The sequence below is a fragment of the Terriglobus sp. ADX1 genome (assembly GCF_036877645.1).
Lineage (GTDB): Bacteria > Acidobacteriota > Terriglobia > Terriglobales > Acidobacteriaceae > Terriglobus.
Window position 1 is genome coordinate 133,010 of sequence record NZ_JAEDXV010000006.1, and the last position, 24,106, is coordinate 157,115.

A 24,106-nucleotide genomic window follows, 5' to 3' on the forward strand; every position below is an offset into this window, starting at 1 on the left:
TGGTAAGCTGAAAGCATGTCGGAACCGATTGTTGTCACGCTCAACGGGAGCGAACGTCACCTCACCGAACTGGGCCAGCAGCCAACAGTCGCTGAACTGATTACATCGCTTGGATTCAGAGCGGACCGCGTCGCGCTGGAGCGCAATGGCGACATTGTGCCGCGCGCCGCATGGGCTGAGACACATCTGCTCAATGGTGACCGGATTGAGTTGGTTCACTTCGTTGGTGGCGGCCGTAGCTAACGCTTTGTAGTGAGGCTGTTTTGTAACAGCGTCTCCCAGCGGTCGCCATAGGTTTCCCATCCGCCAATGTGCTTCACTCGCTCCAGTCCCGCAGCGCGTAGTCGTTGCTGCAATGCGGGATCCTGGGCAATCCGTTCCATGCGGTTGATGAGGGCATCCACGTCTCGGATGGGAACGATAAATCCTTCCACCTCATCGTGAAACAGGTCTTCGCCGCCTGTGTTCGTGGTGGCCAGAACAGGGCATCCACAGGCCAACGCCTGTCCCTGAACCAAAGCGAGACCTTCTTCAATACTGGGCAAAACCAGCAGGTGGCTGCGGCTCATCATCTCGGCGACCTGCTGCTGAGGAAGGATGCCGGTGAATTCGACATGTTCCTTCGGCAAGCGCTCGAGAACAGACGGAAACTCACGACTCATGCCACCGACAATCCGCAGCCGCTTATTCGGGTGACGTAGTCGCGCAAATGCTTCCAGCAGGTAGGGAACGCCTTTGCGCAAGCCGATGTTGCCTACGAAGAGAATCTCCAGGCGGTCTGTCGGTGGTTCGCCTGTAGGCTGAAAGCGTTCCAACCGAACACCATAGGGGATGGTGTGGACCTTCGCAGCGGGCACACCCATCTCCACAAACGACCGTGCTGCGAAGCTGGATGGCACCGTGATGCCGTCTGCCATGGCGTAGATTTCTTCTTCGCGAGCCGTGTCGCGGGGGTCGCTGACGGGTTCATGGACGCCCCAGCGGCGAAACTCGCTGGAGACGATCTGTTCCTGATAGCGCTGGTGAGACGATCCTCGGTCGCAAAAGAAACGTCCACCGCGCTGCTGTACCAGTCGGCCAGCTTTCAATGACGATCCTGAAATGCCAATCAGCGCATCGCATTCTGGCAACGTGCGCGTCGTGTATTCGTCGAAGCTGAGCGCATTCACGTAGCCGGTAATATCTTCCACGGGCCGCGGCAAAATGCCTGCGCGCTTCATCAGGAATTCCGGTGTATGAACCCACGGAAAGGTCCGAACCTTATCCTTTGGGATACCTTCACGTTGAATCCGTTGCCAAGGCCAGGTGGAGTAGATCCGTTCCAGATGGCCTCGGCGATAAAGCTCACGTGCCAGATCGAAGTGATGAAAGACACCAAAAACTGTTTGGACAATTCGCATGAAGACTTAGCCGGATGGTAGCAGAGCGGCTGAGCCTGCATGATGTAGCCGCTATTGTGGGCAAGGTTAAAGAGCAGCGATGCCAGTTTGCGAAACCTTAAGCCAACTATACAGAATATGCATTATCGGACATGGGGCCTGAGTCTGAATCTTGGAGTCTTATCTGACTTTTTTCACTTCATAGATGGGGGCGATTTCACCCCGCATATTGACCGTTCCTCTTGGCGTTACTTTCCACTTGGGATCGCCCAAGAATGTTTCTCCAAAGTCCCGGTAGATTAGATCTGACAATTTGTCATCGATGAATAGAAAGTCTTGTGTGTTGTTTAGAAAATCTTCATCCAGCACTGTCATCGGGGCGTATTCCGGCGCGAATGGAATCGATAGGCTTTGGCTGTGAAACATTAAAAAGCGATGAGCCTTGGAACCTTCATAAAACCAAAGCTGTTCCCACAGCGGGGCGTTAAAGATCACGACGGGTTTATCGCCTTCGATGGCAAGCAATGGGTCCAAATCGGAACGAGGCTGGAAAGCGTCCCGGATAACAGAGTGCAAAGTTGCAATCTGAATAACTGCGAGCAGCGCGAACGCAAGTCCTCCGATACCGACTTGAAGTTTCGGTGATACTCGTGCCAGAAATACGTCGATCGCCAATGCGATGAGTACGCAAAGAGACATAAGTTGTGGCATGAGGTATCTGGTAGCAAATACAGGCTTACCGAGATGTGAGACCAGATAAAGCCCCAACGGGCTAAGCATCCCCAAAAGAGCGATGATTACCAGATACCGATCTTGAGATTCACGAGCAAGCAAATGCCCCTGCCGGTGCCGCATCCATAGAGCAACAGAGACGAAGGTTAATAGAGCAAAACCTGCTATGTCTGTCGTAAGGAGTGAGGAGCCCAGGTATATCGAGGAATGCAAATAATGGCGCACAACATCCTGTACGGTCGGCATCTGGATCCACTGTTGCCCATGAGCGCTGGAGCGGATTGCTTGAATAAATGGAGCCAGAGTTACCCAGCCCAGCAGAATGCCTACAGTCTGCCAAATTCTGGTCTGCACTGTCTGACCGCTAAACAGTAGAGACGCAAGCAGAATTCCACTAAAGCACAGCCCTAGCATATGCGTATGCACCATAAACGCTGTTGATGTGAAGGCGATCAGAAACCCGGCTCTGGGGGTTAATGCCTTTTCTTCAACTTGCACAAATCCATACGCGGCGAGCGCAAATGCAAAAACGAACTGACCATAGAAACGAACCTGGAAGGACTCGTCCAGGAAGGTCCAATTGCAAAGCCATATGAGGCTGACGCTTAAGGTGACAGCAAGTAGTGAGTAATGGCGCCGGAGCATCCTAAACCAAATCAAGCCGCCCAGTCCCATGCAAACTGCCGAATAGACTCGCATGATCTGAGGACTGCGGTTCGTGAGTGCCATCACCGCACGCCCAAGAATGTAGTAGGAAATCCCTCCCCCATCTGCGCCGCTAAGCCACTCATGATAGGCATGCTTCCAGGAAGCATCTGCCAGAAGGTGCCAAGCCAGAAACTCATCGCCCCACATCATGTGCCGAGGAGAGAGTACATACGACAAAACTCCCAGGAAGACCACAAAGGCGATCGGTAAACTGAAGTCCGCCCACTTAGACACCATCGTTTGATTACTATTTCTGACGGATTCCATGCCTACCCTGGTCGATACCGTGCTGTAAATATTCATGTTAAGCCCGTGTAGTGAGGCACATCCCGGCCACTGAAAGACAAGGCCACTTCCATCTCTAGAGTGGAGTGGGTACCTTAGGGGTGCAAACTAATGCAATGAACATGTGACTCCATGGTATCCCGCCGATTCACATGCGTCGATGCACGTCCCTACCCCGAAACCTGTCCGTGAAACCTGGGGCGCTATTGGAACGTATGTCACCGCAGAGGTGCCATTACAGGAGAAATCCCGTACGGGCTTGTGCCTCCTCGGATATCATTCGCATAGTGGAACATCTACTCAATCTGCTGTGGCTGACCGTTGTGAGCGTTTTGTTCGCAAGTACGGTTGTGTGCAGCCGCCGAGGAATGTTGCGCTGTTCGCTTCCTGTAGCGCTGGGGGTGGTTGGCCTCCTCGCCGTCGTGTTGTTTCCTGCCGTCTCCATGACTGACGATCTCCAGCGTGCCAAGATGGCCGCAGAGACGTCCTGGCAGCAGGCAAATGGAAGCGTCTTTCCTGGATCGCGTCAGGACGGACCTGCTATCGCTGTAGCACTCCTTCCCTTTCTGCTTTTGGCCATGTTGTTTGGCGCTGTCATGCGAAGGATGGAATCGCTTTCGCGCAGACGCCAGACATGGAAGATATACGAGTTGGTTGCCGTTCGGCCACAGTCGCCGCGACCGCCGCCGTTTGGCTGCGCTGCCTAGCAGTATCTTTATTTTCATTTACATCCCAGAGTGACAAAGTATCCGCAATCGATTGAACGCGGAGGAATCGACATACGTATGAAGCGAATCTTGCTGTCTGCGGGACTGGTTTTGCTACAGCCCGTAGTGTTTGCACAGGCGGCAGCCTCTCCCCCCGTGCCGCCACAGCCCCTCACACTGCAACAGGCAGTGGAGTATGCACGGTTGCATAGCCCCGGCCTGCTGGGCGCTCAGGCACATCTGTCGGCCATTCAGGCGAATGAGATCACCGCAGGGCTGCGGCTGAATCCAAACCTGGTGGCCGAAGGTACACAGATGAGCCTGGCCAACAGCGACTCCAATGGGCCTCCGTTTTATGGTGTTGGCGTGCAACGCACCTTCGAAGTGGGTGGCAAGCGTTCGCTTCGGATTGCGGCGGCAAAGGCTAACACCGGCGTTGCTTCAGCGCAGGTAGACGACCAGCGGCGCAGTCTTGACCTGGCGGTAAAGCAGGCATTCACTGGAATGCTGCAAGCCAAGCTGGCGCTTACGATTGCGAACGATAATCTCGCCGACTATCACAAGACTGTGGACCTGATGAAGGTTCGTCTGGATGCCGGTGATGTTGACCGTACGGACTTTGAGCGGGTGGAGCTGCAGCTTGCAGGGTTTGAAAATGATCAGACCAATGCGCAGTTGAACCTGACGCAGGCCAGCGAACAGTTGCAGGTACTGCTGGGTGAGCCTTCGGTGCTGTCGACCTTTGACATCAGTGGTTCGCTTGATCTTCCCGCGCTGGGAAGTTCCTTACAGCAACTCGAAAATGCAGCTTTGGCCGCACGGCCGGACCTTGTAGCAGCGCAGCGTCAGGTGAATGCGAATGAAGCCGCAATTCATCTTGCCGATGCGATGGGAAAGACCGATCCGCAGTTCGGCGTGGAGTATGAACGCAGCGGCACTGCAAACACTGTAGGCGCAAACCTGCAAATCCCATTGCGTATCTTCGATCGCAATCAGGGCGAAAAGGAACGCACACGGCGCGAAGCTGACTCGAGTCGGTTGTTACTGCAGCAGGCTCGCAATCAGGTCATCAGCGACGTGGATCAATCCTATGCCGCGTATCAGGCGGCCCTGCAGCAGAATGCGCGCTATCAGCAGAAGTATCTGGCAGAAGCCGCACACGTCCGGGACAACATTCAATTTGCTTATCGCAACGGGAACGCCACATTGCTGGACTACCTGTCCGCATTGCAGGACTACCGTCAGACAAATCTTGCCGCGCTGAATGCGCAGGCCAACGCGCAGAACGCGCTGCACCAGCTCTCATACGCTACGGCGACCGAGGTGAATCCATGATGAGGACGCGAAGCGTCGCCCTGCTGTTGTCTGCCACATTGATGGCGACCGGCTGCAAGAAGAAAGAAACTGCGGAGGCAGATCTGCCTCCTTCGAACATCGTGACGACAACGGCGCATGCGACCACGTTGAACGATTCCCTTTCTGTGCCTGCGCACATTGAAGCGAACCCCACGCAGACGGTGCACATCTATCCCCCGCTTACCGGCCGCATCGTGGAGATGAAGGTCGTTGCTGGTCAGGAAATTCGCAAGGGACAGGTTGTAGCATTGTTGCAGAGTGGCGATGTTGCTTCGGCTCGTTCTGATTTTGAGAAAGCAAAGACAGAGGCTGATCGCGCGGATCGCGCATTGGCACGTGGCAAAATTTTGCTGGACCATGAAGTGCTTTCGCAAGCTGCATATCTTGAGCTGCAAGCTACAGCGGCTTCCGGTCATGCTGAATTGGAGCGCACACGTCAGCGCCTGCACGAGCTTGGCTTTAGCGAGAACGGTACGTCTGATGTTGCGCCCATCACATCGCCCATCTCCGGCACTGTGATTGATGTTGGTACAGCAAATGGTGAGTTGCAGAAGTCCGTGGACAACGCAACGAACGGCATTGTCACCATCGCGAATCTCGATTCTGTTTGGATCGTCGGCGAAGTGTTCGAGCGCGACATTGCGTTGCTCAAGCAATCAGAGAATGTTGACGTTACTGTACAGGCTTATCCCAATGAAATATTCCATGGCAGGGTTGCTAACGTAGGCGATACCTTCGATCCCACAACGCACACGCTGCGTGCGCGCGTTGTGCTGCCGAACCCCGGTCATCGTTTGAAGCCTGCGATGTTTGCCAGCCTGAAGATTGCTCGTCCTGCACAGAACGCAGTTCTGGTGCCGAGCACCGCAGTGATTCACGATGGTGAAAGCACCGGCGTGTATGTGAAGGGCGCAGATGGAAAGTTCAATCTGCGGCAGGTGAAGGTTGGCGCTGCACACGGCGATGACGTTGAGATTCTCAGCGGTCTGCAGGGCGGCGAAACCATCGTGAAGACGGGCGCCAGCTTCTTGCGCGCACCGGCGACAGGAGACTAACGGCGATGTCTGCTCTCATCCGCATTCTTCTGCGCATGCGTGCGCTGGTTCTGATTGTGCTGGCATGCATGCTGGTCGCAGGAACCTTCGGCGCCATGCAGCTCGACGTTGAGGCGTATCCCGATCCCTCGCCGCCACTCGTCGAAATCATCACGCAGAATCCCGCATGGTCTGCCGAAGAGATGGAGCAGCAGGTTACAGCACCCGTTGAAACGGCGCTGTACGGCGTGCAGCATCTCAACGGCATCCGCTCTATCTCTATCTTTGGTCTGTCCGATGTGAAGTTGTACTTCACCTTTGATAGCGATTATTTCCACGACAAGCAGGAAGTGCTTGACCGTCTGCAACTATTGCAGCTTCCGAATAATCTGGAGCCGCAACTCTCACCGTGGTCGCCCATCGGTGAAATCTACCGCTATCAGCTCACCGGGCCTTACACATTGAACGACCTCACAGCCACGCAGGATTGGCTTGTGACGCGTGAAATGAAGCAGGTTCCCGGCATCATCGACGTCACGACCTTCGGTGGCGATGTGAAGCAGTACCAGATCGAAGCCGATCCGCAGAAACTACTGGCGCACGGTGTTACGTTGCCGCAGGTCACTGCTGCCGTGCAGAACTCCAATGCCAACGCGGGTGGTAACTATATCTCGCTAGGCGAACAGAGCGTCAATGTTCGCGCTGTTGGTCAGTTGCATACGGTGGACGATATCAAGCAGGTCGTCGTCGCCAGCAATCGTGGGGTGCCTGTCCTCGTTGGCGATGTTGCGGATGTGAAGATTGGTTCGCAGCAGCGTATGGGTAAGATTGGTCGCAACCATGACCCAGATGCCGTGGAAGGCATCGTTCTGCTCAACAAGAACGAAGAGTCGATTCCCGCGCTGGAAGCACTTAAGGTCAAGATTCACGACTTGAATCATGGCCTGCTGCCACCGGGCATGCACATCGACACCATCAGCGATCGAACGAACCTGATTGACCGCACCGAACACACGGTGAAGCACGTCATCATCACCGGCCTCGTATTGGTAACGTTGATCCTGCTGTTTATGCTCGGCGATGTACGTACGACTGTCATCGCCGCAGCAACCATTCCCTTCGCGGTCTTGTTCGCGTTTTCCATGATGGCCATGACCGGCCATTCCGCAAACCTCATCTCCATTGGCGCGATTGACTTCGGTATTCTTGTCGACGCTTCCATCGTGGTGCTGGAAAACATTCATCGCAAACTGTCACGTAGGTTGCCGGAAGACGATCTTGCCACCCTCATCATCGAGGGTGTGCAGGAAGCATCGCGTCCGGTGCTCTTCTCCACCGTCATCATCCTGGTGGCGTTTATTCCGCTGTTCACCATGGAAGGTGTACCGGGCAAGATCTTCGCACCTATGTCTGTGACGTACGGCTTTGCGTTGATTGGCGCGTTGCTATTCGGCCTGGTCTTTGCTCCAGTACTTGCAATGGTGCTGGCGCCTAAAGGGCCGCCACCAGCTCGCCCGGAAGTGGACGATGCACACGCCGGCGAAGGCACATGGCTCTCTAACTTCTTCCGTCATCATTACAACCGGATCTTCACGTTGACGATGCGGCGTTCCAAGTTCGTATGGGGCTTTGCCGTCATTGCTCTGATCATCTCTGGCTTCATCTTCATCTATGGGGTCGGCGGCGAATTTATGCCTCCACTCGAAGAAGGCAATCTGTGGGTGCGCGCAACACTACCGCAGGATGTCTCTTTCGAAGTAGCATCCACCACGGTCGATAGCCTGCGTGAAGACTTCCTACGCTTCCCGGAAGTAAAACAAGTGGTTTCACAGCTTGGCCGTCCGAACGATGGTACCGACGTTACCACCTTTAACAATCTGGAATTCCTGGTTGACCTGAACGACGAAAGCACCTGGCCTGCCTCGGTACACGGCAGTAAGGAAAAGCTGATTGAACAGATGCAACACCAACTCAGCAAATATCCAGGTGTTGTGTTCGGCTTCTCGCAGCAGATTCAGGACAACGTGGAAGAAGCGATGTCTGGCGTCAAGGGCGAGAACTCACTGAAGATCTTCGGTGATGATCTCGACGAGCTTTCGAAACAGGCTGTTGCGGTACAAAACGTGATGGAGAAGGTACAGGGCGTGCAAGACGTCGGCATCTTCAAAGTCGATGGTCAGCCGTCACTGGTCATTCGTGTGGATCGTGCGAAAGCTGCGCGTTACAACATCGCTCCTGCGGATGTGAATGCAGCCATTCAGGCGGCTGTGGGTGGCGCAGCAATCACGCAATTGATTGAAGGTGATCGTCGCTTCGATATTACCGTTCGTTATCCCAAGAGCTATCGCGATGATCCTGATGCGGTCGGCAAGATCCTTCTGCCTGCCGGTGATGGATCTTCAGTACCGCTTAGCGAAGTTGCAGACATCGGTGTGCGGCAGGGTAGCTTCCAGATCTTCCGTGAAGCGGGCCGTCGTTACATTCCCATCAAGTTCAGCGTTCGCGGACGCGATCTTGCTGCGACGATTACCGATCTGCAAGCGCAGTTGAAACAAAAGATTCAGCTACCCAACGGCTATACCTATGCCTGGGCTGGTGAGTTTGACTCGTTGAAGAAAGAACAGAAGCGCCTGTCAGTGATCATTCCGATCAGCCTGTTGGCCATTCTGATCCTTCTGTATACGCAGTTCAATACATGGCTCGACGCGTTGATCGTATTGGCAACGCTTCCCTTCGCAGCTATCGGTGGCATCCTTGCGTTGCTTATCACTCACACGGCGTTCTCCATCTCGGCAGCGGTCGGTTTCACATCACTGACGGGCGTAGCGACGCTGGGTGCGGTGGTGTTTCTATCCGGCATCCGGCGAGCACAGAAACGTCACGGAGCGCGTCATGGCCTTCGCGAAGGTTCGCTGGATGAGATGCGTCCTGTTTTGATGGCATGTATGTCAGCAGGCCTCGGCCTGTTGCCCGCTGCTATCAGCAACGGCATCGGCGCACAGGCACAGCAACCGTTGGCACGAGTGGTGGTGGGCGGCATGATCACCACCGTATTTTCCATCCTGTGCCTTACGCCGCTCATGGCGCGAAAGGTACCAAAGAACTTCGAAGAAGAGACTGTCTAGTCTTCTCTGCCCCGGTAGGAGAGAAACCACTCCTACCGGGCGAACGTTTCAGCATTCCCGACACGATTTCTCCTTCAAATATCCCGAATGGCTTCGCGTTCAGTATGCGAAGACAAACTACACTAGACTGCTAGCTGCCTGGTTAATACACGCAGACGAATCACCCACAATCGGGTCAGATTGCGCTGTGCGCGACGGCATCATTGCAGTTGCAGAAAAAAGCATACACGCCTTAGCATTTGGGCCAAGGGCAAACAGTTCCAACCGTTGTTGTCGTGGAGAAAGTGAAAGCCCCGAAAATCGCGCCTTTTGGCTGATTTTCAGGGCTTTCGGAATGAGTGGCGGAGAGACAGGGATTCGAACCCTGGATACCTTGCGGTATACACGCTTTCCAAGCGTGCGCCTTAAGCCACTCGGCCATCTCTCCGCTTCTTGGCTATCGTAACACGCTGAGGCCTGTCGCCGCTTGCCCATCGCCACATGCTTACAAGTTCCGCGTCGTAACCGTTAGAATGGCCGCGCATTGCATTCTTACGAATCGAAGGCACTCAGTTCATGCGCTGGCCAGCTTCCACTTCCCTTGCTGCAATCGTTTCGCTCATTGCCTTGTTGGGCGCCAGCCGTCCTGCGGATATCGCCTTTCGCGTGCAGATGATTGATCCCGGTTACGGGGAAACTGTGACCGTTGCAGACATCAATCGTGATGGCAAGCTGGACATTGTGTCGGGAGAACACTGGTTTGAAGCGCCCGGATGGACCAAGCACCCTCTGCGCTCCATTAACTACTCCAGCGGCTACATCGACAACTTTGCCGACCTTGCGATGGACGTGGACGGCGATGGATGGACTGACATCATTCAGTTCAGCTATTTCGCGCACAACATCGTGTGGTTGAAGAACCCCGGCAAGACGGGTGGCGAGTGGAAAGTAAGTGAGATCGACAACAGCGGTCCCACGGAATTCGCCTTCCTGGTTGATCTGGATAACGACGGAAAAGCCAATGAGCTACTCCCCGAGTTCGATCGCCCAAATGTGCCCGCCGCATGGTTTGAACACCGTGATGGCAAATGGATCAAACATGTTGTCGCGCCGCAGAGCTATGGGCACGGTATTGGTGTTGGCGATATGAACGGCGATGGTCGTAATGACATCCTCACGCCCAAGGGCTGGCTGGAAGCACCGGCAGATGTTCGGGCGGAAGGTTACTGGAAGTTTCACCCCACGGATTGGGGATGGAAATACATTCCGCCTTCGGGAACGCCTACTGATGAAGTGAAACTTTCCGCAGCAGCACAACGCGCCGGGGCGCAATTTGGCTACATGTACCTTTTGGACATCAATGGCGATGGCCGCAAAGATTTGTTGACCGGCATGGCGCATGACTATGGCGTGGCCTGGTACGAGCAGACTGCGGAAGGCCACTGGGTGCAGCACGTAATCGATAGTTCATGGTCTCAAGCGCATGCATCGCAGCTCGTCGACATGAACGGGGACGGGCAGCCAGACCTCGTGATCGGCAAGCGCTACTTCGCACACAACGGCGGCGACCCAGGTGAGCGTGAGCCTGTTGGGCTCTACTGGTATGAATGGCGAAAGGTGTCTCCTGCGACGGCACAGAACGGTGGTGTGGAGTGGGTTCGCCACATCGTGGATTACGGCGGCCGCATGGGCGGCGGCGTTCAAACAGTTGCAGTGGACATGGATGGCGACGGCGATATCGATGTGGTCAGCGCAAACAAATCTGGTTTGTTCCTTGCGGAGAATCTGACAAAGTCACCTACGAAGGGCGGACGCCGTTAGTTCGATCCGCGAAGCAACGGCTCGGATGGATCGGCATCCTGCCAAAGCTTCTTCAAATCATCTTCGGCACGACTCGCATTGGGATCGTCACCCATCGTGCGATAAGCAGTTGCCAGTCCGGCCTGTGCTACGGGATACGTGAGTGTTCCCGTCAGTAAAGCTTCGCCGCGCCGCGTAAGTGCAGCCTTGAAATCGCCAATAGCCAGTACCTGTTGGCCAAGTTTCAAATGCGATTCGCCACGAAGCAGCGTAGCCACAGTGGATTGGGCACTTGTCTTATCTTCCTGCAACAGGTTCAACGCGCCCTGCGCATCTCCAGTACTCCACAACAGTGCTGCTCGAATCAACGTGCGTTGTGTGGGGTCAGTAGGGGCATTGTCTCCTGCGGAATGTTTGCACCATGCCTGCGCAAGACCTGCATAAAACTTGGTTGCATCACCCGCATCGGCGACAGAAACCGGTTCGCTATGGCAATGTCCCGCCATTGCTTCCATCGCCTCAAGGCGGGCGCGCAAGAGCGATGCGGATGAGGCGATCTGCGGCTGTGCGCTCAAACGTGTAAACGCTGCAGTGCCAAAACTATGTGCCTCTGCCAAGCGTCCGCGGTCCCCCAGATACGTCAGGTAATACCAGTTGTCGCTAAACGAATTGGACGCCGCCGCTGTTGTAGCCCATTGCGTTTCCGCTGCGCGATCGTCTCTCAAGTACGCGGCAAGTAATGCCAGTCCCGGCGAAGCGGCGTTGGAACTTGCCGCTCTGCCCTGCTCTTTCTGAGCTGACTCGTAGTGGGCCTGCGCAATCATCGCTTCTGTAGCTACCGATACGGCGATGCGTCCGGCAGGATCGAGTTCCATGGCACGCGCTCCCGTGCTTTCGGCCTCTGCCGTTCGCCCTGCAGCCAGAAGCGAACGCACCATCGCTACCTGCGCTTCCGGCTGCAGACTACACAGATTTTGCCAGGATTGCGCCGAACTCATCGCTGCGGTGATGGTGTCTGTTATCTCGTATGCAATACGGCTCTGTTGGCATGGACTTCCCTTACTTGCTGCGACTTTCAACGCGGCCGCGGCACGCAAACGCTCTGTCTCCGCTCCAGACTCCCGCAGTGCTTCCACCAACTCAAGCCGTGCTGGCACAAAGGCGGGATCGTCCGTCAGCGCGCGAGTGAGTTCATCAATTGCATTCGTCTCCTGTCCAACGCGGAGATAGGCGATCCCTCGCGCATACAGGCTCAAGGCATTCAGGGAGTTCGTCGCTTCACTGGCTAGAGAAACGGTATTCGCAGAGGCCTGCTCAGGGCTTTCTCCAAGATGCGTACGCAACGCTACTGCAAGATGGCTTAGAGCGTTTGGAATCTCCACGGCCGAGGACGCGTCAACATCCTCGGCGGCGAGCTTTCCGTTGTCAGACGTTCGCAGTATCTCTGAATGAATGTGATAGCTATTGCCATCGCGCGAAACGTTGCCGGTCAGATAAGCATCTGCACCGCTTCGCCGCGCCATATCCTGCGCATCTATCCCAGTGGCATTCAAGGCAGGTGCATAGCCCGTCACATGCAGCGATGGCATCTCGCGTAGCAGAATCTGCATGGCAACTGCAGGAACATCCTGTAGAACGTTGTCGCCGGTGTTGTTATCAAACTGCGTGATCTGCAACCCCGTACTGACCACGCCCTGACCACCAACCGCACTACCACGCTGGCGAAGGAACAGAAAAGCTCCCACTGCTGCCAGAACCACTGCCACTGCTGTAGCCGGAATCCACCAGCGTATGCCTCCGCCTGCGACCTCATGCTCAAGCGATGAGGTGGAACCGAGTACATGCTCCCGCGAGATATCTCGGGATATAGAAGTCCTGGATACTGGTTGCACAGCGGACGGTCGGCTTCCCGACGGCGCATGTCCGCGCACGCTTCTGGCCATTGGGTCGGATAGCGAAACCGATTCATGAAATTCGCGTGCTGAGGATGTCGCACTCGCGTGAGACGGTTTCGACGTTAGCTTGGAAGTGCTGCGCTGAGAAGAAGAAGCTGAAGGATCCTTCAGCTTTCGTAATTCCTCTAAAAGAGCATTCGAGGAAGGAATGCGATTCTCTCGCTTTTTCTGCAGGAGACGCCGGATGATCGAGTCCATACCCGGCGACAACTCCGTGTTGACCTTGCGAGGCGGAATCGGATCAGACCCCAGAAGTTCTGCGAACACAACAGCGCTGGTTGCGCCGCGAAACGGAACATCACCCGTTGCCAGTTCATACAGCACGGCACCCAGTGAGAACAGGTCTGAGCGCGGATCCAGATCTTCTCCTCGCGCCTGCTCAGGAGACATATATTCCACCGTGCCAACAGTGGCGCCTGTACGTGTCAGTCCAGAAGGCCCAAGCAGAATGCGGTCATGCTCCACCTTCGCCAGGCCGAAATCCAACACCTTGAGCTGTGGTTCGCCTTGAGGGCCATCCACCAGGAAAAGATTTGCAGGCTTAATGTCGCGGTGGACAATTCCCTTCGCATGCGCTGCTGCCAATGCCTGGGCAGCCTGCGTGGCAATGGAAATAAGTTCCTCTTCCGACACCGGCACGCCATCGCGTAATCGGTCCTTGATCGACTCACCGTGTAGCAGTTCCATCACCAGGTACGGATCGCCGTCCTGTTCCCCGATGTCGAAGATGGTGGAGATGTTCGGATGATTGAGAGAAGAGACGGCGCGGGCCTCGCGCAGAAAGCGCTCGCGCGCTCCTGCCATCTCCAGGTTCCGATGCAGCACCTTGATGGCAACGTCTCGCTCCAAGCGGCGATCGCGAGCGCGGTACACCGCACCCATGCCGCCAGAACCAATCTGTTCAAGTACGACGTAGGGCCCGTATTGCCGTGGGCCGTGACCCTCCATCTGATTCCCTTTCCCCTTTGGAATGCGAATCGGAAAAGCACCTCGGAAACCGGAGCTTCCGCTCAACTTATCCCCTAGCCCACCGGCCAATCATATACTGAAGACAGCGTCCGCAAACCCTGCTGCAAATGCAATTTCCGCGCAAAGTTATTCTGCGCGTGCAAGGCGAAAACGACACTTCATGAACCACTCCGCTGCCCCAGCTCGCATATCCTCAACAACGCCACAGGTCCTCATGATCGATGCGGACGACACGTTGTGGGAGAACAATATCTACTTCGAACGCGCCATCGAACAGTTCATTCGCATCGTGGACCACGCAGAGCTGAACGACGCGGAAGTACGTTCAGCCTTCGACGCCCTGGAAGCGTCTCGCGTTCACACGCATGGTTATGGCACACGCGCCTTCCATCACTCTCTGCTGGCCAGCTATGAACATCTCACTGGATGCGCATGCACCGTGGACATTGAGACGCAGCTTGCGCATTGCGCAGAGAGCATTCGTTCTGCAGACCTCACTCTGCTGGACGGCGTACAGGAAACGCTCCCACTCCTTTCGCAAAAACATACTGTCATCCTGGTTACCAAAGGCGACCACGAGGAGCAGCACGGCAAGCTGTCACGTTCCGGCCTGGCCGATCACTTTCATCACGTAGAAGTGCTGCATGAAAAGCACACCGCAGCCTATGAAACTCTGTTACACCGTTACGATTGTGACCCCGCCCATTCCTGGATGATTGGCAACAGTCCACGCAGCGATACCAACCCTGCACTTGCTGCTGGCATGCACGCTGTGTACCTACCGCACCCCAGCACCTGGGTGCTGGAACGCGAACCCATTAGCAGCCCGAAGGCAGGACGCCGCCTCTTGCATCTGGAGAACTTTCGCGAGCTTTTGCACCATTTTGGGTGAAGCCATTTCTCTGCTATACTTCGTTCTGGATGGCGCACACGCCGGACGCACAGTAAGTCTTGTGTAACCGATGCGGAGGTGGCGAAATTGGCAGACGCACTAGCTTGAGGTGCTAGCGGGTAATTCCATACGGGTTCAAGTCCCGTCTTCCGCACCACTCCACACTTTTCTAGAAAGAACCGCCAGAACGGCAACAGACACCTGATGACTTTCCTCGTAGCATTTCTCATCGTTCTTCATGTGATCGTTTGCCTGTTCCTCATTGGTGTTGTCCTCATTCAGCAAGGCAAGAGTGCTGATCTCGCAGGAGCCTTTGGCGGAGCAGGATCTCAGACCGCTTTTGGTCCACGCGGCGCAGCAAACCTGCTCACTCGCCTCACTACCTGGTCCGCGGTTCTGTTTATGCTCACCTCCATCAGCCTGACGATTCTCATGTCGCGCTCGAACGATCGCTCGGTGCTCTCCGGCATCAAGACACAGCAGACCACGACGAAGAAGTAATCTCAGGACATTCGATTTTGAAAGGGTGTGGGCGCTGCCTGCACCCTTTTCTCATTGCTTAGGAGGACTTCATGCAGCGCGAAACCTTCCCCGTCGCACCGCTTGGCTGCAACTGCTCCATCCTTTTCGACTCAGCAACGTCCGATGCTACGGTCGTTGACCCGGGCTCAGACATCCTGCGTATCGTCGGCTTCCTCACCGCCCGCAATCTTAGGCTGAGGCAGATCGTTGTCACACACGGGCATCTGGATCACATTGCGGGAGCAAAGCTGCTGTCAGAGCAAACCGGAGCGCCGGTGGTCTTCCATCCCGCGGACATCTTCCAGCTTTCCTGGATGGAGCAGCAGGCTGCATGGATGGGCGTCCCCTTGCCCAAAACAGCTCCACCTGACATCGAAGCGGTGGAAGGAATGAAGCTCCACGTCGGCTCCGAAACCGGAGAAATTCTTCATACACCCGGGCATACGGAGGGCAGCATTTCCCTCTACTTTCCGCAGAGCAACCTGCTGCTGGCGGGCGATACTCTCTTCCGCGAAGGCATCGGCCGCACGGATCTACCCGGAGGAGATGAGAAGCGGATCATTGCTTCCATCCGTGAAAAGCTGCTTCCTCTTCCGGAGGCGACTCATGTTATCGCTGGCCATGGTTCGGATACAACCATCGAGCACGAAATTCAGCGAAACCCTTTCCTTCGCTAAATCAGTAACTTATCTTGATTTGTGTAAGTGGGGCCTGAGGTAGAGGCACGGTTGTTTACTAACGTGATTCCTCATGCTTCCGGTAAAAACTTGCGGTGGCCAAAACCATAGAGACGAAGCTTCACCGTTCCGAGAGCCTCATGCCAACGGTACTGGATGCGTTTCTGCCATGGGTAATCCGGCGGCCAAAGCGACGCATGCGTACGCCACGAGAACGCCAACGGGCCGTTGTAACGCTGAAGGATAAGGTCCGTTCGCGGTAGATGGTAAGCGGAACTGATTACCTCAGCCGAAGTCCATCCCTTCTGCTGCATGATCCCGCGGCTGTACCAGATGTTCTGGATCGTGTCCTGTGCCTTGTCTTCGGCAATCACAGCAGTCGCAGGGACACCCTCGCGCTCTGCGAGATCCGCCATCACCTTCGCTTCGACGAAGTGATTGTGGGCCGGACCACCGCTCATGATGATGTTGGGAGCTACGCCTGCGCGATACTCTCGGACAGCTTCTTCCACCCGTTCTCGCATCTCCGGATCAGGCGAGCCATCGGCCTGCGCGGGATGCCCGAGCACAATCAGTGTGTCGAAGTGAGTTGCGTTGGTATTGTGGCCGGAGATCGTTTCGTAAGAAACGATCGGAATAAGAACATATAGAAGAGCGGCACAGACAACAATGCCCAAAAGCCAAAGAGAAAGGCGGCGCATAGGCCAACCCTAGCATGCGCCGCCATTCTCTGTTGTCTTTCTTTCGCTTACCGGCGCGACTTCTTCGCAGGTGCTTTCTTTGCGGGCTTAGCCACAACCTTCTTTGCTGGAACTGCTTTTTTCGCAGGTTTAGCCGGTGCTGCCTTCTTGACTACCTTTGCAGGAGCCTTCTTCACTGCGACGACTTTCTTCGCGACAGCTTTTGCTGGCTTTGCTGCAACCGCCTTCTTGACGGGTTTTGCGGGAGCCTTCTTTACCGGTGCTGCCTTCTTAACGGGCTTGGCAGCGACGTACTTGGTCGGCTTTGCTGCAATGACCTGCTTTGCTGGCTTGGCAGGCGCTTTCTTTGCAGGAACGACTGGCTTTGCTGCTACCTTTTTCGCAGGAACAGCAGCCTTTACAGGAGCAGCAGCTTTTACCGGCACCGCTTTCTTTGCAGGAGGCGCAGGCTTCACGGTCGCCGCAGGTTTTGCTGCAGGAGCTGCTTTCGCAGGTGTCGTTGCAGGAGCTTTCTTTTCCGCGACTACCTTTGCAGCCTTCTTGTCTTTTGCTGCGCCCTTTGCAGGAAGCGGAGCCACCTTTTCAATCGGCTCTTCTTCGGTCGGCTCAGGACCACGGTCAGGACCAGTGAGGTCGCCCTCTTCAGTTAGCCCCGTCTCCAGGCCTGCGAGTTCTTCTTCCGCAGCAACACTCAGAGGAACGCCCTCAAAGTCTGAACCCTCGACATCAAGTTCTGCGGCCTTCTTCTTTCCACGGGCCTTGGGTTCCTTGCGTGCACGAGCACGGCGGAGGTTCGGCGGCGGCGGAGGTGCTGGAGGTGAATACGGCTCCAGAAACGCCTTCATCTCTTCCGGAGTGGCGAGTCGTCCATCCATCAGCTCGAAGAACAGCTTATCCAGCAATTCGTTGTAGCCCGGAAGATCGGGAGTGATACGCATCTCCGTAAGCAGCTGATATGGAATGCGCTGGCGTGCGTTCGGGGATTCCGTAAGAAACGTCTTTAGACGAGCCTGCACCGGAGCGCTCTTGCTGCTGAAATACGTGGCCAGAACGAGGTTTGGCTCGGTCGCATGCAGCAGCTTCCAGGCGGCAGATGGAGCGGCGGCTTCCTTTGCCGTGAACTTTGCGGCAAAATCCTTTACGCGCGCCTCCAGCGACTCAATCTCTCGGACAAATCCCTGCCGCGCGAGCAGCTTCTTCAAGGGAGAAACATCTCCGGCAGACATCTTGCCCGTCACCAACGGGAATGCGATAGCAGCAATGTGCCCAAGGACACCCTGCATCTGCAACTCGCCCTGGCGGGTATACAGGTCCGAAAGCGATGCGGTGTTCGCCTTTGCCGATTGCAATGCTGGGAACAGGTGCTCCATCCAGCCTTCTGCTTCAAGAGCGCGGAGAACACGCACCGGATCTTCTTCGTGGAAGATCTCTTCCAGCTCGTATCCCTTGTTCCAGGCGCTCAGAGCAGAGATATAACCCTCTTCCTTGGCGGTTTCGTACCGCTGGCGGGTCTTCTCTTCCAACTGCCAACCGAGTCGCGACATCAGCCGTACGGCACGAATCAGTCGCGAAGGCTCTTCGATGAAGCCATAGTTGCTGACGAGGCGCAGTTCCCGGTTCTCAATGTCCGCAACGCCGTTCAACGGATCCATCAACAGACCGTAAGAACCCTCGTTCAGCGAGATGGCCATCGCATTCGCGGTAAAGTCCCGGCTGCGGAGGTCGTCGATGAGGGTTCCCAGCTCGTACTTCGGCTTCCCTGGCTTCGGCCACGAAACTGTAACGGCCGAGCTGAGTTCCAGCCGGACACCACCGGAGTAGGTCAGGAAAAGCTGGTGCGCGGGGGCATTTTCTCCCACGATCTCAAACCCAGCGGCGGCTAAACCTTTTCGTATCCGGGAGATATCGCCCTGAATGGTCAGGTCGATATCTCGAACGGATGCGCCGGTCGTCAGATCGCGGACGGCTCCGCCGGTGAGGAAAATTGTGGCGTCGCTCTCGCGGGCAATCGTGCGAAGTGCACCGACGGCCTTCTGCTGCGCATGCGAAAGGCGGTTTTCCAGCAGATAGATATAATCAGCCATGTACCGTTCCAGTCTCCAAAGCGCCGGTCCAAACTGCCCTGCGCGTTGCCGGTAAACAGCGCCAATTCAGCATGTTAGGCGGCGCTGAAAAGCTCAGCACAAAATCTGAGTGTAGCATGCTGCTGTATCCCTGAATACCCCTTTGCACACATTTTGTTGCGGACAGCACGCTATGACGCCACAATAGCTTCGACCAGCCACAATCAACGGCTAAGTCCAGATGGGAGAGAGATGGCGGGCTCGCAGAAAAAGGTCGTCCTTCGCCGCTTTTCGCCCGGCCTGCTGTGGGGCTATCTGCCCTCCAGAGGCTTCGCGCATGCCGGTTTTCTGGATCTGCTGGATCTCAGCGGCAGGGTCCAGAACATTCCTCTGTCTGATGTGAAGTACGCCGCCTTCGTGCGCGATTTCAATACGAACGATACGTCCGCGCCGGAACGCCTGTTGCGGAAGACATTTTTGGCGCGCCCCCGAACGGAGGGGCTATGGCTACGGCTGACGTTGCGTGACGGTGACCGCATCGAAGGACTGGCACCACTCGATCTGACGATGGCGGACGGCTGGGTGGAGGATATGGGGGTTCAACTCGTTCCCCCGGACATCCGTGGCAATACGCAGAGGCTATATATTCCGCGCGCGGCCATTGACCAGATGGAAGTGCTGGCCGTAGTCACCAGCCCCTCCAAGCGAAAGCCATCCACTCCGATTCCGGCAGAAGATACGCAGCAACCAGACCTGTTCAGCATGCCCTTACCACCTGACTCACGCACCCACTAGCGAGTACGATGGACGGCATGAAGCTAGCGGAAATTGCGCAACGGTTGGGTGCCGAACTGGTAGGTGGCAAGGGCGATGTGGAGATTACTGGCGTTGCCGGAATTGAGCACGCCGGGGCCTCGGAAATTACCTTCATTGCCAACCCAAAGTACACTGCGCAGGCAAAGACGACCAAGGCTGCAGCCATTCTCGTGGAGCCGGATTTCCCTGCTCTGGATGGCATCGCGACGCTTCGTATCAAGAACTGCTACCGGGCCTTCGCCCAGGCGATTACATTCTTCTATCACCCACCAAAATACGCGCCCGGTATCCATCCCACGGCGGTTGTTGATCCTTCTGCGAAGGTTGGTGCTGACGCTCACATTGGCGCATATGTCGTAATTGGCGCGGATGTGACGATTGGTTCTGGTGCGATCGTGCTTCCCCACACCGTCATTTATCCAGGCGCCACCATCGGTGATCGTTTCTTTGCGCACGCCCACGCTGTCGTACGCGAATTCTGCCGTTTGGGGGACGATGTGGTTCTGCAAAACGGGGCCGTCATTGGTGCGGACGGTTTCGGCTACGCCCGCGAAAACTCTGGAGGATGGACCAAGATTGTGCAATCGGGTGCAGCCATTCTGGGCGACCGTGTCGAAGTGCAGGCCAATGCATGCGTCGACCGGGCCAGCATTGGCGAAACTCGCATTGGCGATGGCAGCAAGATCGACAATCTGGTGCAGGTCGGCCACGGGTCCACGGTTGGGCAGGACACCTTGTTGTGCGCCCAGGTAGGACTCGCAGGGTCAACCGAAGTGGGCAGTCGCGTCATCTTGGCCGGACAGGTTGGTGTTGCCGGGCATTGCAAGGTGGGCGATGGAGCAGTGGCCACGGCGCAAAGCGGCATCCCGAGCGATGTAGCCGCAAACAGCGTTGTAAGTGGCTATCCGGCCATGGATAACAAGCTTTGGCTGCGCTCGGTGGCAGCCTTTGCCCGTTTACCGGAGATGGTGCGCGAACTGCGCTCCTTAAGGAAGGAACGATCCGAGTAAATACGGCGGGTGACTGTGCCATGCCTCCGCGCATCAGACCTGTTGAGCATGGACGAGCAAAGCACAACAGTCATCGAAACCGCCGTAGAAAATGGTCCACCCGTTCGCGTCCTGTTGCTGGACGACGATCCTGCGAACCTGCTACTGCGCGCAGCGATCCTGCGCCAGAATGGCTACGAGGTTCTATCTGCAGGCACCATTGAGGAGGCAAACGCCTACCTTGAACAGACAGACATTGCCGTTCTGGACTACCACCTGGGACACGGAAAATTTGGCACTGCCGTAGCTGCAAAGCTGCGACAACGACGCCCGGAAGTCCCCATCATCATCCTTTCCGCCACACTGGAACGCCGTTTCGGTGGTGTGGAGGATATGCATTTGCTGAAGGGACATAGCTCCGCCGAGGACTTACTCTCTGCCCTGCGCGGTCTGGAGGCTAAGCGCCGCGGTGCACCTGTGGTGGTGAACGCACGAGAGTTCTATTACAGCCGTATCGCCATGGCGATAGGTGTCGACGTCCTGGTGCAGATCCTCGATCCTGAAGGCACTTGGCATTACGTGAACGAAAGCGCTGCAATGTATCTTGAGAAGCCGCGCGAATGGTTCCCAGGACGCAATATGTTCGTGGAGATGAGCGACATTCTGCGCGACTGGCGCGATGTATTGCATGCCGTCTCTACCACGCGCGAAACGTATATTGACCGCACTCGTCGTGGCCTGTTGACGGAGCCTCGCCCGGAAGAAGCGGCAGCAACGTGGTCGGTATTGGCGTTTCCCATCATGCTGCACGATGGTGGCAGTGGTGTGGTGCTGAGCGCACGTATTCTGGAACGCACCAGCAGTACTCCTGTCTTTGTTGCGTAACGTTTGCTGCATCAACCTGCTAACCTCAACGTATGCGCCGTATTGCCGCAGCCTCGTTCGTCAGCGCCGTCTTCCTCACCGGCTGCCATTCGCATTACATTCAAACCACCATCACGAACCACTCCGGTGCAGACATCAACGTGGTGCAGGTGGAGTACCCTGGCGCCACCTTTGGAACGCAGCGCATTGCCAACGGTGGTAGCTTCCATTACCGCTTCAAGCTCCTGGGCACCGGCGATCTGAAACTGACATGGACTGACGCCGCGTACAAGGACCATACGCTGAAGGGGCTCCATTTGGACGAGGGACAGGAAGGTTCTCTTGTCATTGACTTCCCTTCGCAGACGCAGGTTACCTTCCAGCCGAGCCTGAAGCCGTGAGCCATTCCCCTTCGCAGCACCGCGGCTTTTTCATTACATTTGAGGGTCCTGACGGTTCCGGTAAGACGACGCAGATTCGCCGCACCGCAGAGTGGTTGCGCGGTCGCGACATCGACCCAGTTCTGCTGCGCCAGCCTGGTGGAACGCCGCTGGGCGAAAAGATTCGCGGCATCCTGTTGGATTCGCGCGCGCAGGACCCGGTATCGCCTCTGACGGAACTCGCGTTGATGTTTGCAGACCGCGCTCAGTCGATCCACGAGATCATTCTGCCTGCCCTGCATGAAGGCCGTGTCATCCTCTGCGATCGTTATACCGATTCCAGCGAGGCTTACCAGGGCGCGGGCCGCGGCCTTGGCTCCGATCGCGTTCTCGCTGTGCACCGCTCCGTTTGCGACGATCTGCAGCCCGATCTGACCATTCTTCTATTGCCTGATGTTGAGAAGGCACTGGAGCGCGCTCGCCGTCGCAATCAGCGACATATTCAGCAGACAGGCACAGACGAAAACCGCTTTGAAGCTGAAGGCGAAGCGTTTTATCGCCGCGTTCACACGGCCTACGGAGATATTGCCAAGCGCGAACCGCAGCGTGTTGCGCTTATTGGACCGGGCACCGGCGATGATGGCATCGAAGCCATTGCGACTAGAATTCGCGAGATCATCACGGAGCGTCTTGAGCAGCATCTACGGAACGTTTCCAGCGTCTAATTTGCAATGGCCGACGGTATTGATTTTGAAGACAGCTACATCTTTCGTCCGGCGCATACGCTGACGACAAAGAGCGGTGAGTGGCGCATTCCGCCCGGCCTTCGCAAGACACTACCTTTTTATCTGAATAAGCCTTGGGCGCGTTTGGGAAGGCCTATCCTGCTGTTTGAATACATGGCGCAACAGTGCGGTCCCATCTCGCACTACATGCTTTTTGGCAACCATGTTGTCTTCCTGAACGATCCGGCCGCGATTCGCGAAGTGCTGGTGAATCAGGCCAACAAGTTTGTGCGCGAACGGACCATCACTCGCCTGAAGATTTTGCTTGGTGAAGGTTTGCTCACAAGCGATGACCCCATTCACAAGCGCTCTCGACGCATCGTTGCTCCGGCGTTCCATCGTCAACGAATCCATGACTATGCCGACGAGATGGTGCGTTCTGCGCAGCAATGGCGCAGCCGCTGGCATGACGGCGATGTCGTCGACATGAATGCGGAGATGATGACGTTGTCGCTGGACATCGTTGCGCGCACACTCTTCGCTACGGAAGTCGACGATGACATCCGCCAGATCAACGAGCACACCAATCGCATCATGGCGATCTATAACTTCCTCATTGGTTTTCCCAATGCGGAAGCGTTTTTGAAATACAGAATCCCTGTTCCGGGTTTGCGGAGTTTCGCGAAATCACGGGCAAAGCTGGATGAGGTGGTGAATCGCATCATCCGCGAACGCAAGGCAGCGAACGCAGCCGATCCAGAACACGCTGACCGTCACGATCTGCTAAGCATGTTGCTCGCCTCGCGCGATGAAGATGGCTCTGAGCTAAGCGATGAACAGCTTCGGGACGAAGTTCTGACAATCTTCCTTGCAGGGTACGAAACCACGGCAAACGCACTCTCGTGGACGTGGTATCTGCTGTCATCGCATCCTGAACAACAGGAACTCATGTATGCAGAGGTCCGTGATGTTTTAGGGGATCGCACGGCGACGCTGGAAGACTACGCAAACCTGAAATACACGCAGATGGTCTTCGCGGAGGTCATGCGGCTGTACCCACCTGCCTGGGCAATGGGACGCAAATCAACTGAGCCTATCGAGGTTGGACCGTACCTGCTGCCGCCCGGAACACACTTCTTTCTCTCGCAGTACGTTCTGCAGCGCGATGCTCGTTTCTATCCTGATCCGTTGAAGTTCGATCCGCTGCGCCATACGGAAGAAGAGAAAGCAAAGCGCGATAAGTTTGAATACTTCCCTTTCGGCGGTGGTCCGCGGCAGTGCATTGGCGAAGGCTTTGCGTGGCTGGAAGGCGTGTTACTTCTGGCCAGCATCGCGCAAAAGTGGCGAATGACATGGATTGAAGGTCAGCCTGTGGCTGTGGAAGAGAAGATTACGCTTCGCCCAAAGTACCCACTTCGCATGACGCTACACGCGCGCTAATTTTCACT

At 56.0% G+C, this 24,106-nt stretch carries 20 protein-coding genes and 2 tRNA genes; 16 read left to right on the forward strand and 6 right to left on the reverse strand.

The window, feature by feature from the left end:
* The first annotated feature begins 15 nt into the window (after window positions 1–15).
* Window positions 16–243 carry a sulfur carrier protein ThiS gene (gene thiS, locus JAO32_RS06080; RefSeq protein WP_334238527.1) on the forward strand — a complete coding sequence of 76 codons (228 nt, stop codon included), beginning with the start codon at window positions 16–18 and terminating at the stop codon, window positions 241–243.
* On the opposite strand, the gene JAO32_RS06085 is transcribed toward thiS, so the two are convergent.
* Both JAO32_RS06085 and JAO32_RS06090 read right to left on the reverse strand, forming a co-directional pair.
* Window positions 240–1,400 carry a glycosyltransferase family 4 protein gene (locus JAO32_RS06085; RefSeq protein WP_334238529.1) on the reverse strand — a complete coding sequence of 387 codons (1,161 nt, stop codon included), beginning with the start codon at window positions 1,398–1,400 and terminating at the stop codon, window positions 240–242. The two genes, thiS and JAO32_RS06085, sit on opposite strands and share 4 nt — an antisense overlap.
* 159 nt (window positions 1,401–1,559) lie before the next feature.
* The gene (locus tag JAO32_RS06090; RefSeq protein ID WP_334238531.1) at window positions 1,560–3,122 is read right to left on the reverse strand and encodes a hypothetical protein; all 1,563 of its coding nucleotides are present in this window, start codon (window positions 3,120–3,122) and stop codon (window positions 1,560–1,562) included.
* A 350-nt stretch (window positions 3,123–3,472) separates the two neighbouring features.
* Between JAO32_RS06090 and JAO32_RS06095 the strand changes: the two genes are divergently transcribed.
* From JAO32_RS06095 to JAO32_RS06110, 4 genes are all read left to right on the forward strand, one after another.
* Entirely contained in the window at window positions 3,473–3,811 is a 339-nt protein-coding gene (locus JAO32_RS06095) for a hypothetical protein (RefSeq protein ID WP_334238533.1), read from the forward strand.
* Between the two features lie 78 nt (window positions 3,812–3,889).
* Window positions 3,890–5,146 carry a TolC family protein gene (locus JAO32_RS06100; protein ID WP_334238535.1) on the forward strand — a complete coding sequence of 419 codons (1,257 nt, stop codon included), beginning with the start codon at window positions 3,890–3,892 and terminating at the stop codon, window positions 5,144–5,146.
* Window positions 5,143–6,222 (forward strand): efflux RND transporter periplasmic adaptor subunit, encoded by a 1,080-nt coding sequence (locus tag JAO32_RS06105; RefSeq protein WP_334238537.1) that lies wholly within the window; start codon window positions 5,143–5,145, stop codon window positions 6,220–6,222. The genes JAO32_RS06100 and JAO32_RS06105 overlap by 4 nt, the downstream gene beginning before the upstream one ends.
* Window positions 6,223–6,227: 5 nt before the next feature.
* Entirely contained in the window at window positions 6,228–9,326 is a 3,099-nt protein-coding gene (locus tag JAO32_RS06110; protein ID WP_334238538.1) for an efflux RND transporter permease subunit, read from the forward strand.
* A 339-nt stretch (window positions 9,327–9,665) separates the two neighbouring features.
* Here the strand turns inward: JAO32_RS06110 and JAO32_RS06115 are convergent.
* Window positions 9,666–9,753 (reverse strand) — tRNA-Ser (locus tag JAO32_RS06115).
* Window positions 9,754–9,881: 128 nt separating this feature from the next.
* Here JAO32_RS06115 and JAO32_RS06120 point away from each other — a divergent pair.
* Window positions 9,882–11,126 (forward strand): FG-GAP repeat domain-containing protein, encoded by a 1,245-nt coding sequence (locus JAO32_RS06120; protein ID WP_334238540.1) that lies wholly within the window; start codon window positions 9,882–9,884, stop codon window positions 11,124–11,126.
* Here the strand turns inward: JAO32_RS06120 and JAO32_RS06125 are convergent.
* A complete protein-coding gene (locus tag JAO32_RS06125) occupies window positions 11,123–14,008 on the reverse strand; it encodes a protein kinase domain-containing protein (protein ID WP_334238541.1) in 2,886 nt (961 codons plus the stop codon). The genes JAO32_RS06120 and JAO32_RS06125 overlap by 4 nt on opposite strands.
* A 181-nt stretch (window positions 14,009–14,189) precedes the next feature.
* On the opposite strand from JAO32_RS06125, the gene JAO32_RS06130 reads away from it, so the two are divergent.
* The 4 genes from JAO32_RS06130 (at window position 14,190) to JAO32_RS06145 (ending at window position 16,120) form a co-directional block, all read left to right on the forward strand.
* The gene (locus JAO32_RS06130) at window positions 14,190–14,921 is read left to right on the forward strand and encodes an HAD family hydrolase (RefSeq protein ID WP_334238543.1); all 732 of its coding nucleotides are present in this window, start codon (window positions 14,190–14,192) and stop codon (window positions 14,919–14,921) included.
* A 72-nt stretch (window positions 14,922–14,993) separates the two neighbouring features.
* Window positions 14,994–15,078 (forward strand) — tRNA-Leu (locus JAO32_RS06135).
* 47 nt (window positions 15,079–15,125) lie between these two features.
* Window positions 15,126–15,422 carry a preprotein translocase subunit SecG gene (gene secG, locus JAO32_RS06140; protein WP_334238545.1) on the forward strand — a complete coding sequence of 99 codons (297 nt, stop codon included), beginning with the start codon at window positions 15,126–15,128 and terminating at the stop codon, window positions 15,420–15,422.
* A gap of 71 nt (window positions 15,423–15,493) precedes the next feature.
* Window positions 15,494–16,120: an MBL fold metallo-hydrolase gene (locus tag JAO32_RS06145; RefSeq protein WP_334238547.1), complete on the forward strand. Its 627-nt coding sequence runs from the start codon at window positions 15,494–15,496 to the stop codon at window positions 16,118–16,120.
* A gap of 71 nt (window positions 16,121–16,191) precedes the next feature.
* Here JAO32_RS06145 and JAO32_RS06150 read toward each other — a convergent pair whose 3' ends face one another.
* Window positions 16,192–16,821, reverse strand: a complete 630-nt coding sequence (locus JAO32_RS06150) for a YdcF family protein (RefSeq protein ID WP_334238549.1) — start codon at window positions 16,819–16,821, stop codon at window positions 16,192–16,194.
* 47 nt (window positions 16,822–16,868) lie between these two features.
* Window positions 16,869–18,905, reverse strand: coding sequence for a CCA tRNA nucleotidyltransferase (locus tag JAO32_RS06155; protein ID WP_334238551.1), 2,037 nt, complete (start codon window positions 18,903–18,905; stop codon window positions 16,869–16,871).
* 231 nt (window positions 18,906–19,136) lie between these two features.
* Between JAO32_RS06155 and JAO32_RS06160 the strand changes: the two genes are divergently transcribed.
* Genes JAO32_RS06160 through JAO32_RS06185 form a run of 6 tightly spaced genes read left to right on the forward strand, consistent with a single transcriptional unit; the run spans window position 19,137 to window position 24,098 of the window.
* Window positions 19,137–19,679 (forward strand): DUF6982 domain-containing protein, encoded by a 543-nt coding sequence (locus tag JAO32_RS06160; protein WP_334238553.1) that lies wholly within the window; start codon window positions 19,137–19,139, stop codon window positions 19,677–19,679.
* A 17-nt stretch (window positions 19,680–19,696) separates the two neighbouring features.
* Window positions 19,697–20,710 (forward strand): UDP-3-O-(3-hydroxymyristoyl)glucosamine N-acyltransferase, encoded by a 1,014-nt coding sequence (gene lpxD / locus JAO32_RS06165; protein ID WP_334238555.1) that lies wholly within the window; start codon window positions 19,697–19,699, stop codon window positions 20,708–20,710.
* Between the two features lie 48 nt (window positions 20,711–20,758).
* On the forward strand, window positions 20,759–21,574 hold the full coding sequence (locus tag JAO32_RS06170) for a response regulator (RefSeq protein WP_334238558.1): 816 nt from the start codon (window positions 20,759–20,761) through the stop codon (window positions 21,572–21,574).
* A 32-nt stretch (window positions 21,575–21,606) separates the two neighbouring features.
* The gene (locus JAO32_RS06175) at window positions 21,607–21,954 is read left to right on the forward strand and encodes a hypothetical protein (RefSeq protein ID WP_334238561.1); all 348 of its coding nucleotides are present in this window, start codon (window positions 21,607–21,609) and stop codon (window positions 21,952–21,954) included.
* Window positions 21,951–22,658, forward strand: a complete 708-nt coding sequence (gene tmk / locus JAO32_RS06180; RefSeq protein ID WP_334238563.1) for a dTMP kinase — start codon at window positions 21,951–21,953, stop codon at window positions 22,656–22,658. Before JAO32_RS06175 ends, tmk begins: the two co-directional genes overlap by 4 nt.
* 6 nt (window positions 22,659–22,664) lie before the next feature.
* On the forward strand, window positions 22,665–24,098 hold the full coding sequence (locus JAO32_RS06185; protein ID WP_334238565.1) for a cytochrome P450: 1,434 nt from the start codon (window positions 22,665–22,667) through the stop codon (window positions 24,096–24,098).
* Window positions 24,099–24,106 lie beyond the last annotated feature (8 nt).

Excerpts from the sequence above, each read along its gene's own strand:
- JAO32_RS06105 (WP_334238537.1), top strand. The coding sequence starts at position 5,143 with ATGATGAGGACGCGAAGCGTCGCCCTGCTGTTGTCTGCCACATTGATG.
- JAO32_RS06095 (WP_334238533.1), top strand. The coding sequence starts at position 3,473 with ATGTTGCGCTGTTCGCTTCCTGTAGCGCTGGGGGTGGTTGGCCTCCTC.
- JAO32_RS06170 (WP_334238558.1), top strand. The coding sequence starts at position 20,759 with ATGGACGAGCAAAGCACAACAGTCATCGAAACCGCCGTAGAAAATGGT.
- lpxD (WP_334238555.1), top strand. The coding sequence starts at position 19,697 with ATGAAGCTAGCGGAAATTGCGCAACGGTTGGGTGCCGAACTGGTAGGT.
- JAO32_RS06160 (WP_334238553.1), top strand. The coding sequence starts at position 19,137 with ATGGCGGGCTCGCAGAAAAAGGTCGTCCTTCGCCGCTTTTCGCCCGGC.
- JAO32_RS06145 (WP_334238547.1), top strand. The coding sequence starts at position 15,494 with ATGCAGCGCGAAACCTTCCCCGTCGCACCGCTTGGCTGCAACTGCTCC.
- JAO32_RS06150 (WP_334238549.1), bottom strand. The coding sequence starts at position 16,821 with ATGCGCCGCCTTTCTCTTTGGCTTTTGGGCATTGTTGTCTGTGCCGCT.
- JAO32_RS06120 (WP_334238540.1), top strand. The coding sequence starts at position 9,882 with ATGCGCTGGCCAGCTTCCACTTCCCTTGCTGCAATCGTTTCGCTCATT.
- JAO32_RS06090 (WP_334238531.1), bottom strand. The coding sequence starts at position 3,122 with ATGAATATTTACAGCACGGTATCGACCAGGGTAGGCATGGAATCCGTC.
- JAO32_RS06175 (WP_334238561.1), top strand. The coding sequence starts at position 21,607 with ATGCGCCGTATTGCCGCAGCCTCGTTCGTCAGCGCCGTCTTCCTCACC.
- JAO32_RS06130 (WP_334238543.1), top strand. The coding sequence starts at position 14,190 with ATGAACCACTCCGCTGCCCCAGCTCGCATATCCTCAACAACGCCACAG.
- JAO32_RS06185 (WP_334238565.1), top strand. The coding sequence starts at position 22,665 with ATGGCCGACGGTATTGATTTTGAAGACAGCTACATCTTTCGTCCGGCG.
- JAO32_RS06110 (WP_334238538.1), top strand. The coding sequence starts at position 6,228 with ATGTCTGCTCTCATCCGCATTCTTCTGCGCATGCGTGCGCTGGTTCTG.
- thiS (WP_334238527.1), top strand. The coding sequence starts at position 16 with ATGTCGGAACCGATTGTTGTCACGCTCAACGGGAGCGAACGTCACCTC.
- JAO32_RS06100 (WP_334238535.1), top strand. The coding sequence starts at position 3,890 with ATGAAGCGAATCTTGCTGTCTGCGGGACTGGTTTTGCTACAGCCCGTA.
- JAO32_RS06125 (WP_334238541.1), bottom strand. The coding sequence starts at position 14,008 with ATGGAGGGTCACGGCCCACGGCAATACGGGCCCTACGTCGTACTTGAA.
- JAO32_RS06085 (WP_334238529.1), bottom strand. The coding sequence starts at position 1,400 with ATGCGAATTGTCCAAACAGTTTTTGGTGTCTTTCATCACTTCGATCTG.
- secG (WP_334238545.1), top strand. The coding sequence starts at position 15,126 with ATGACTTTCCTCGTAGCATTTCTCATCGTTCTTCATGTGATCGTTTGC.
- JAO32_RS06155 (WP_334238551.1), bottom strand. The coding sequence starts at position 18,905 with ATGGCTGATTATATCTATCTGCTGGAAAACCGCCTTTCGCATGCGCAG.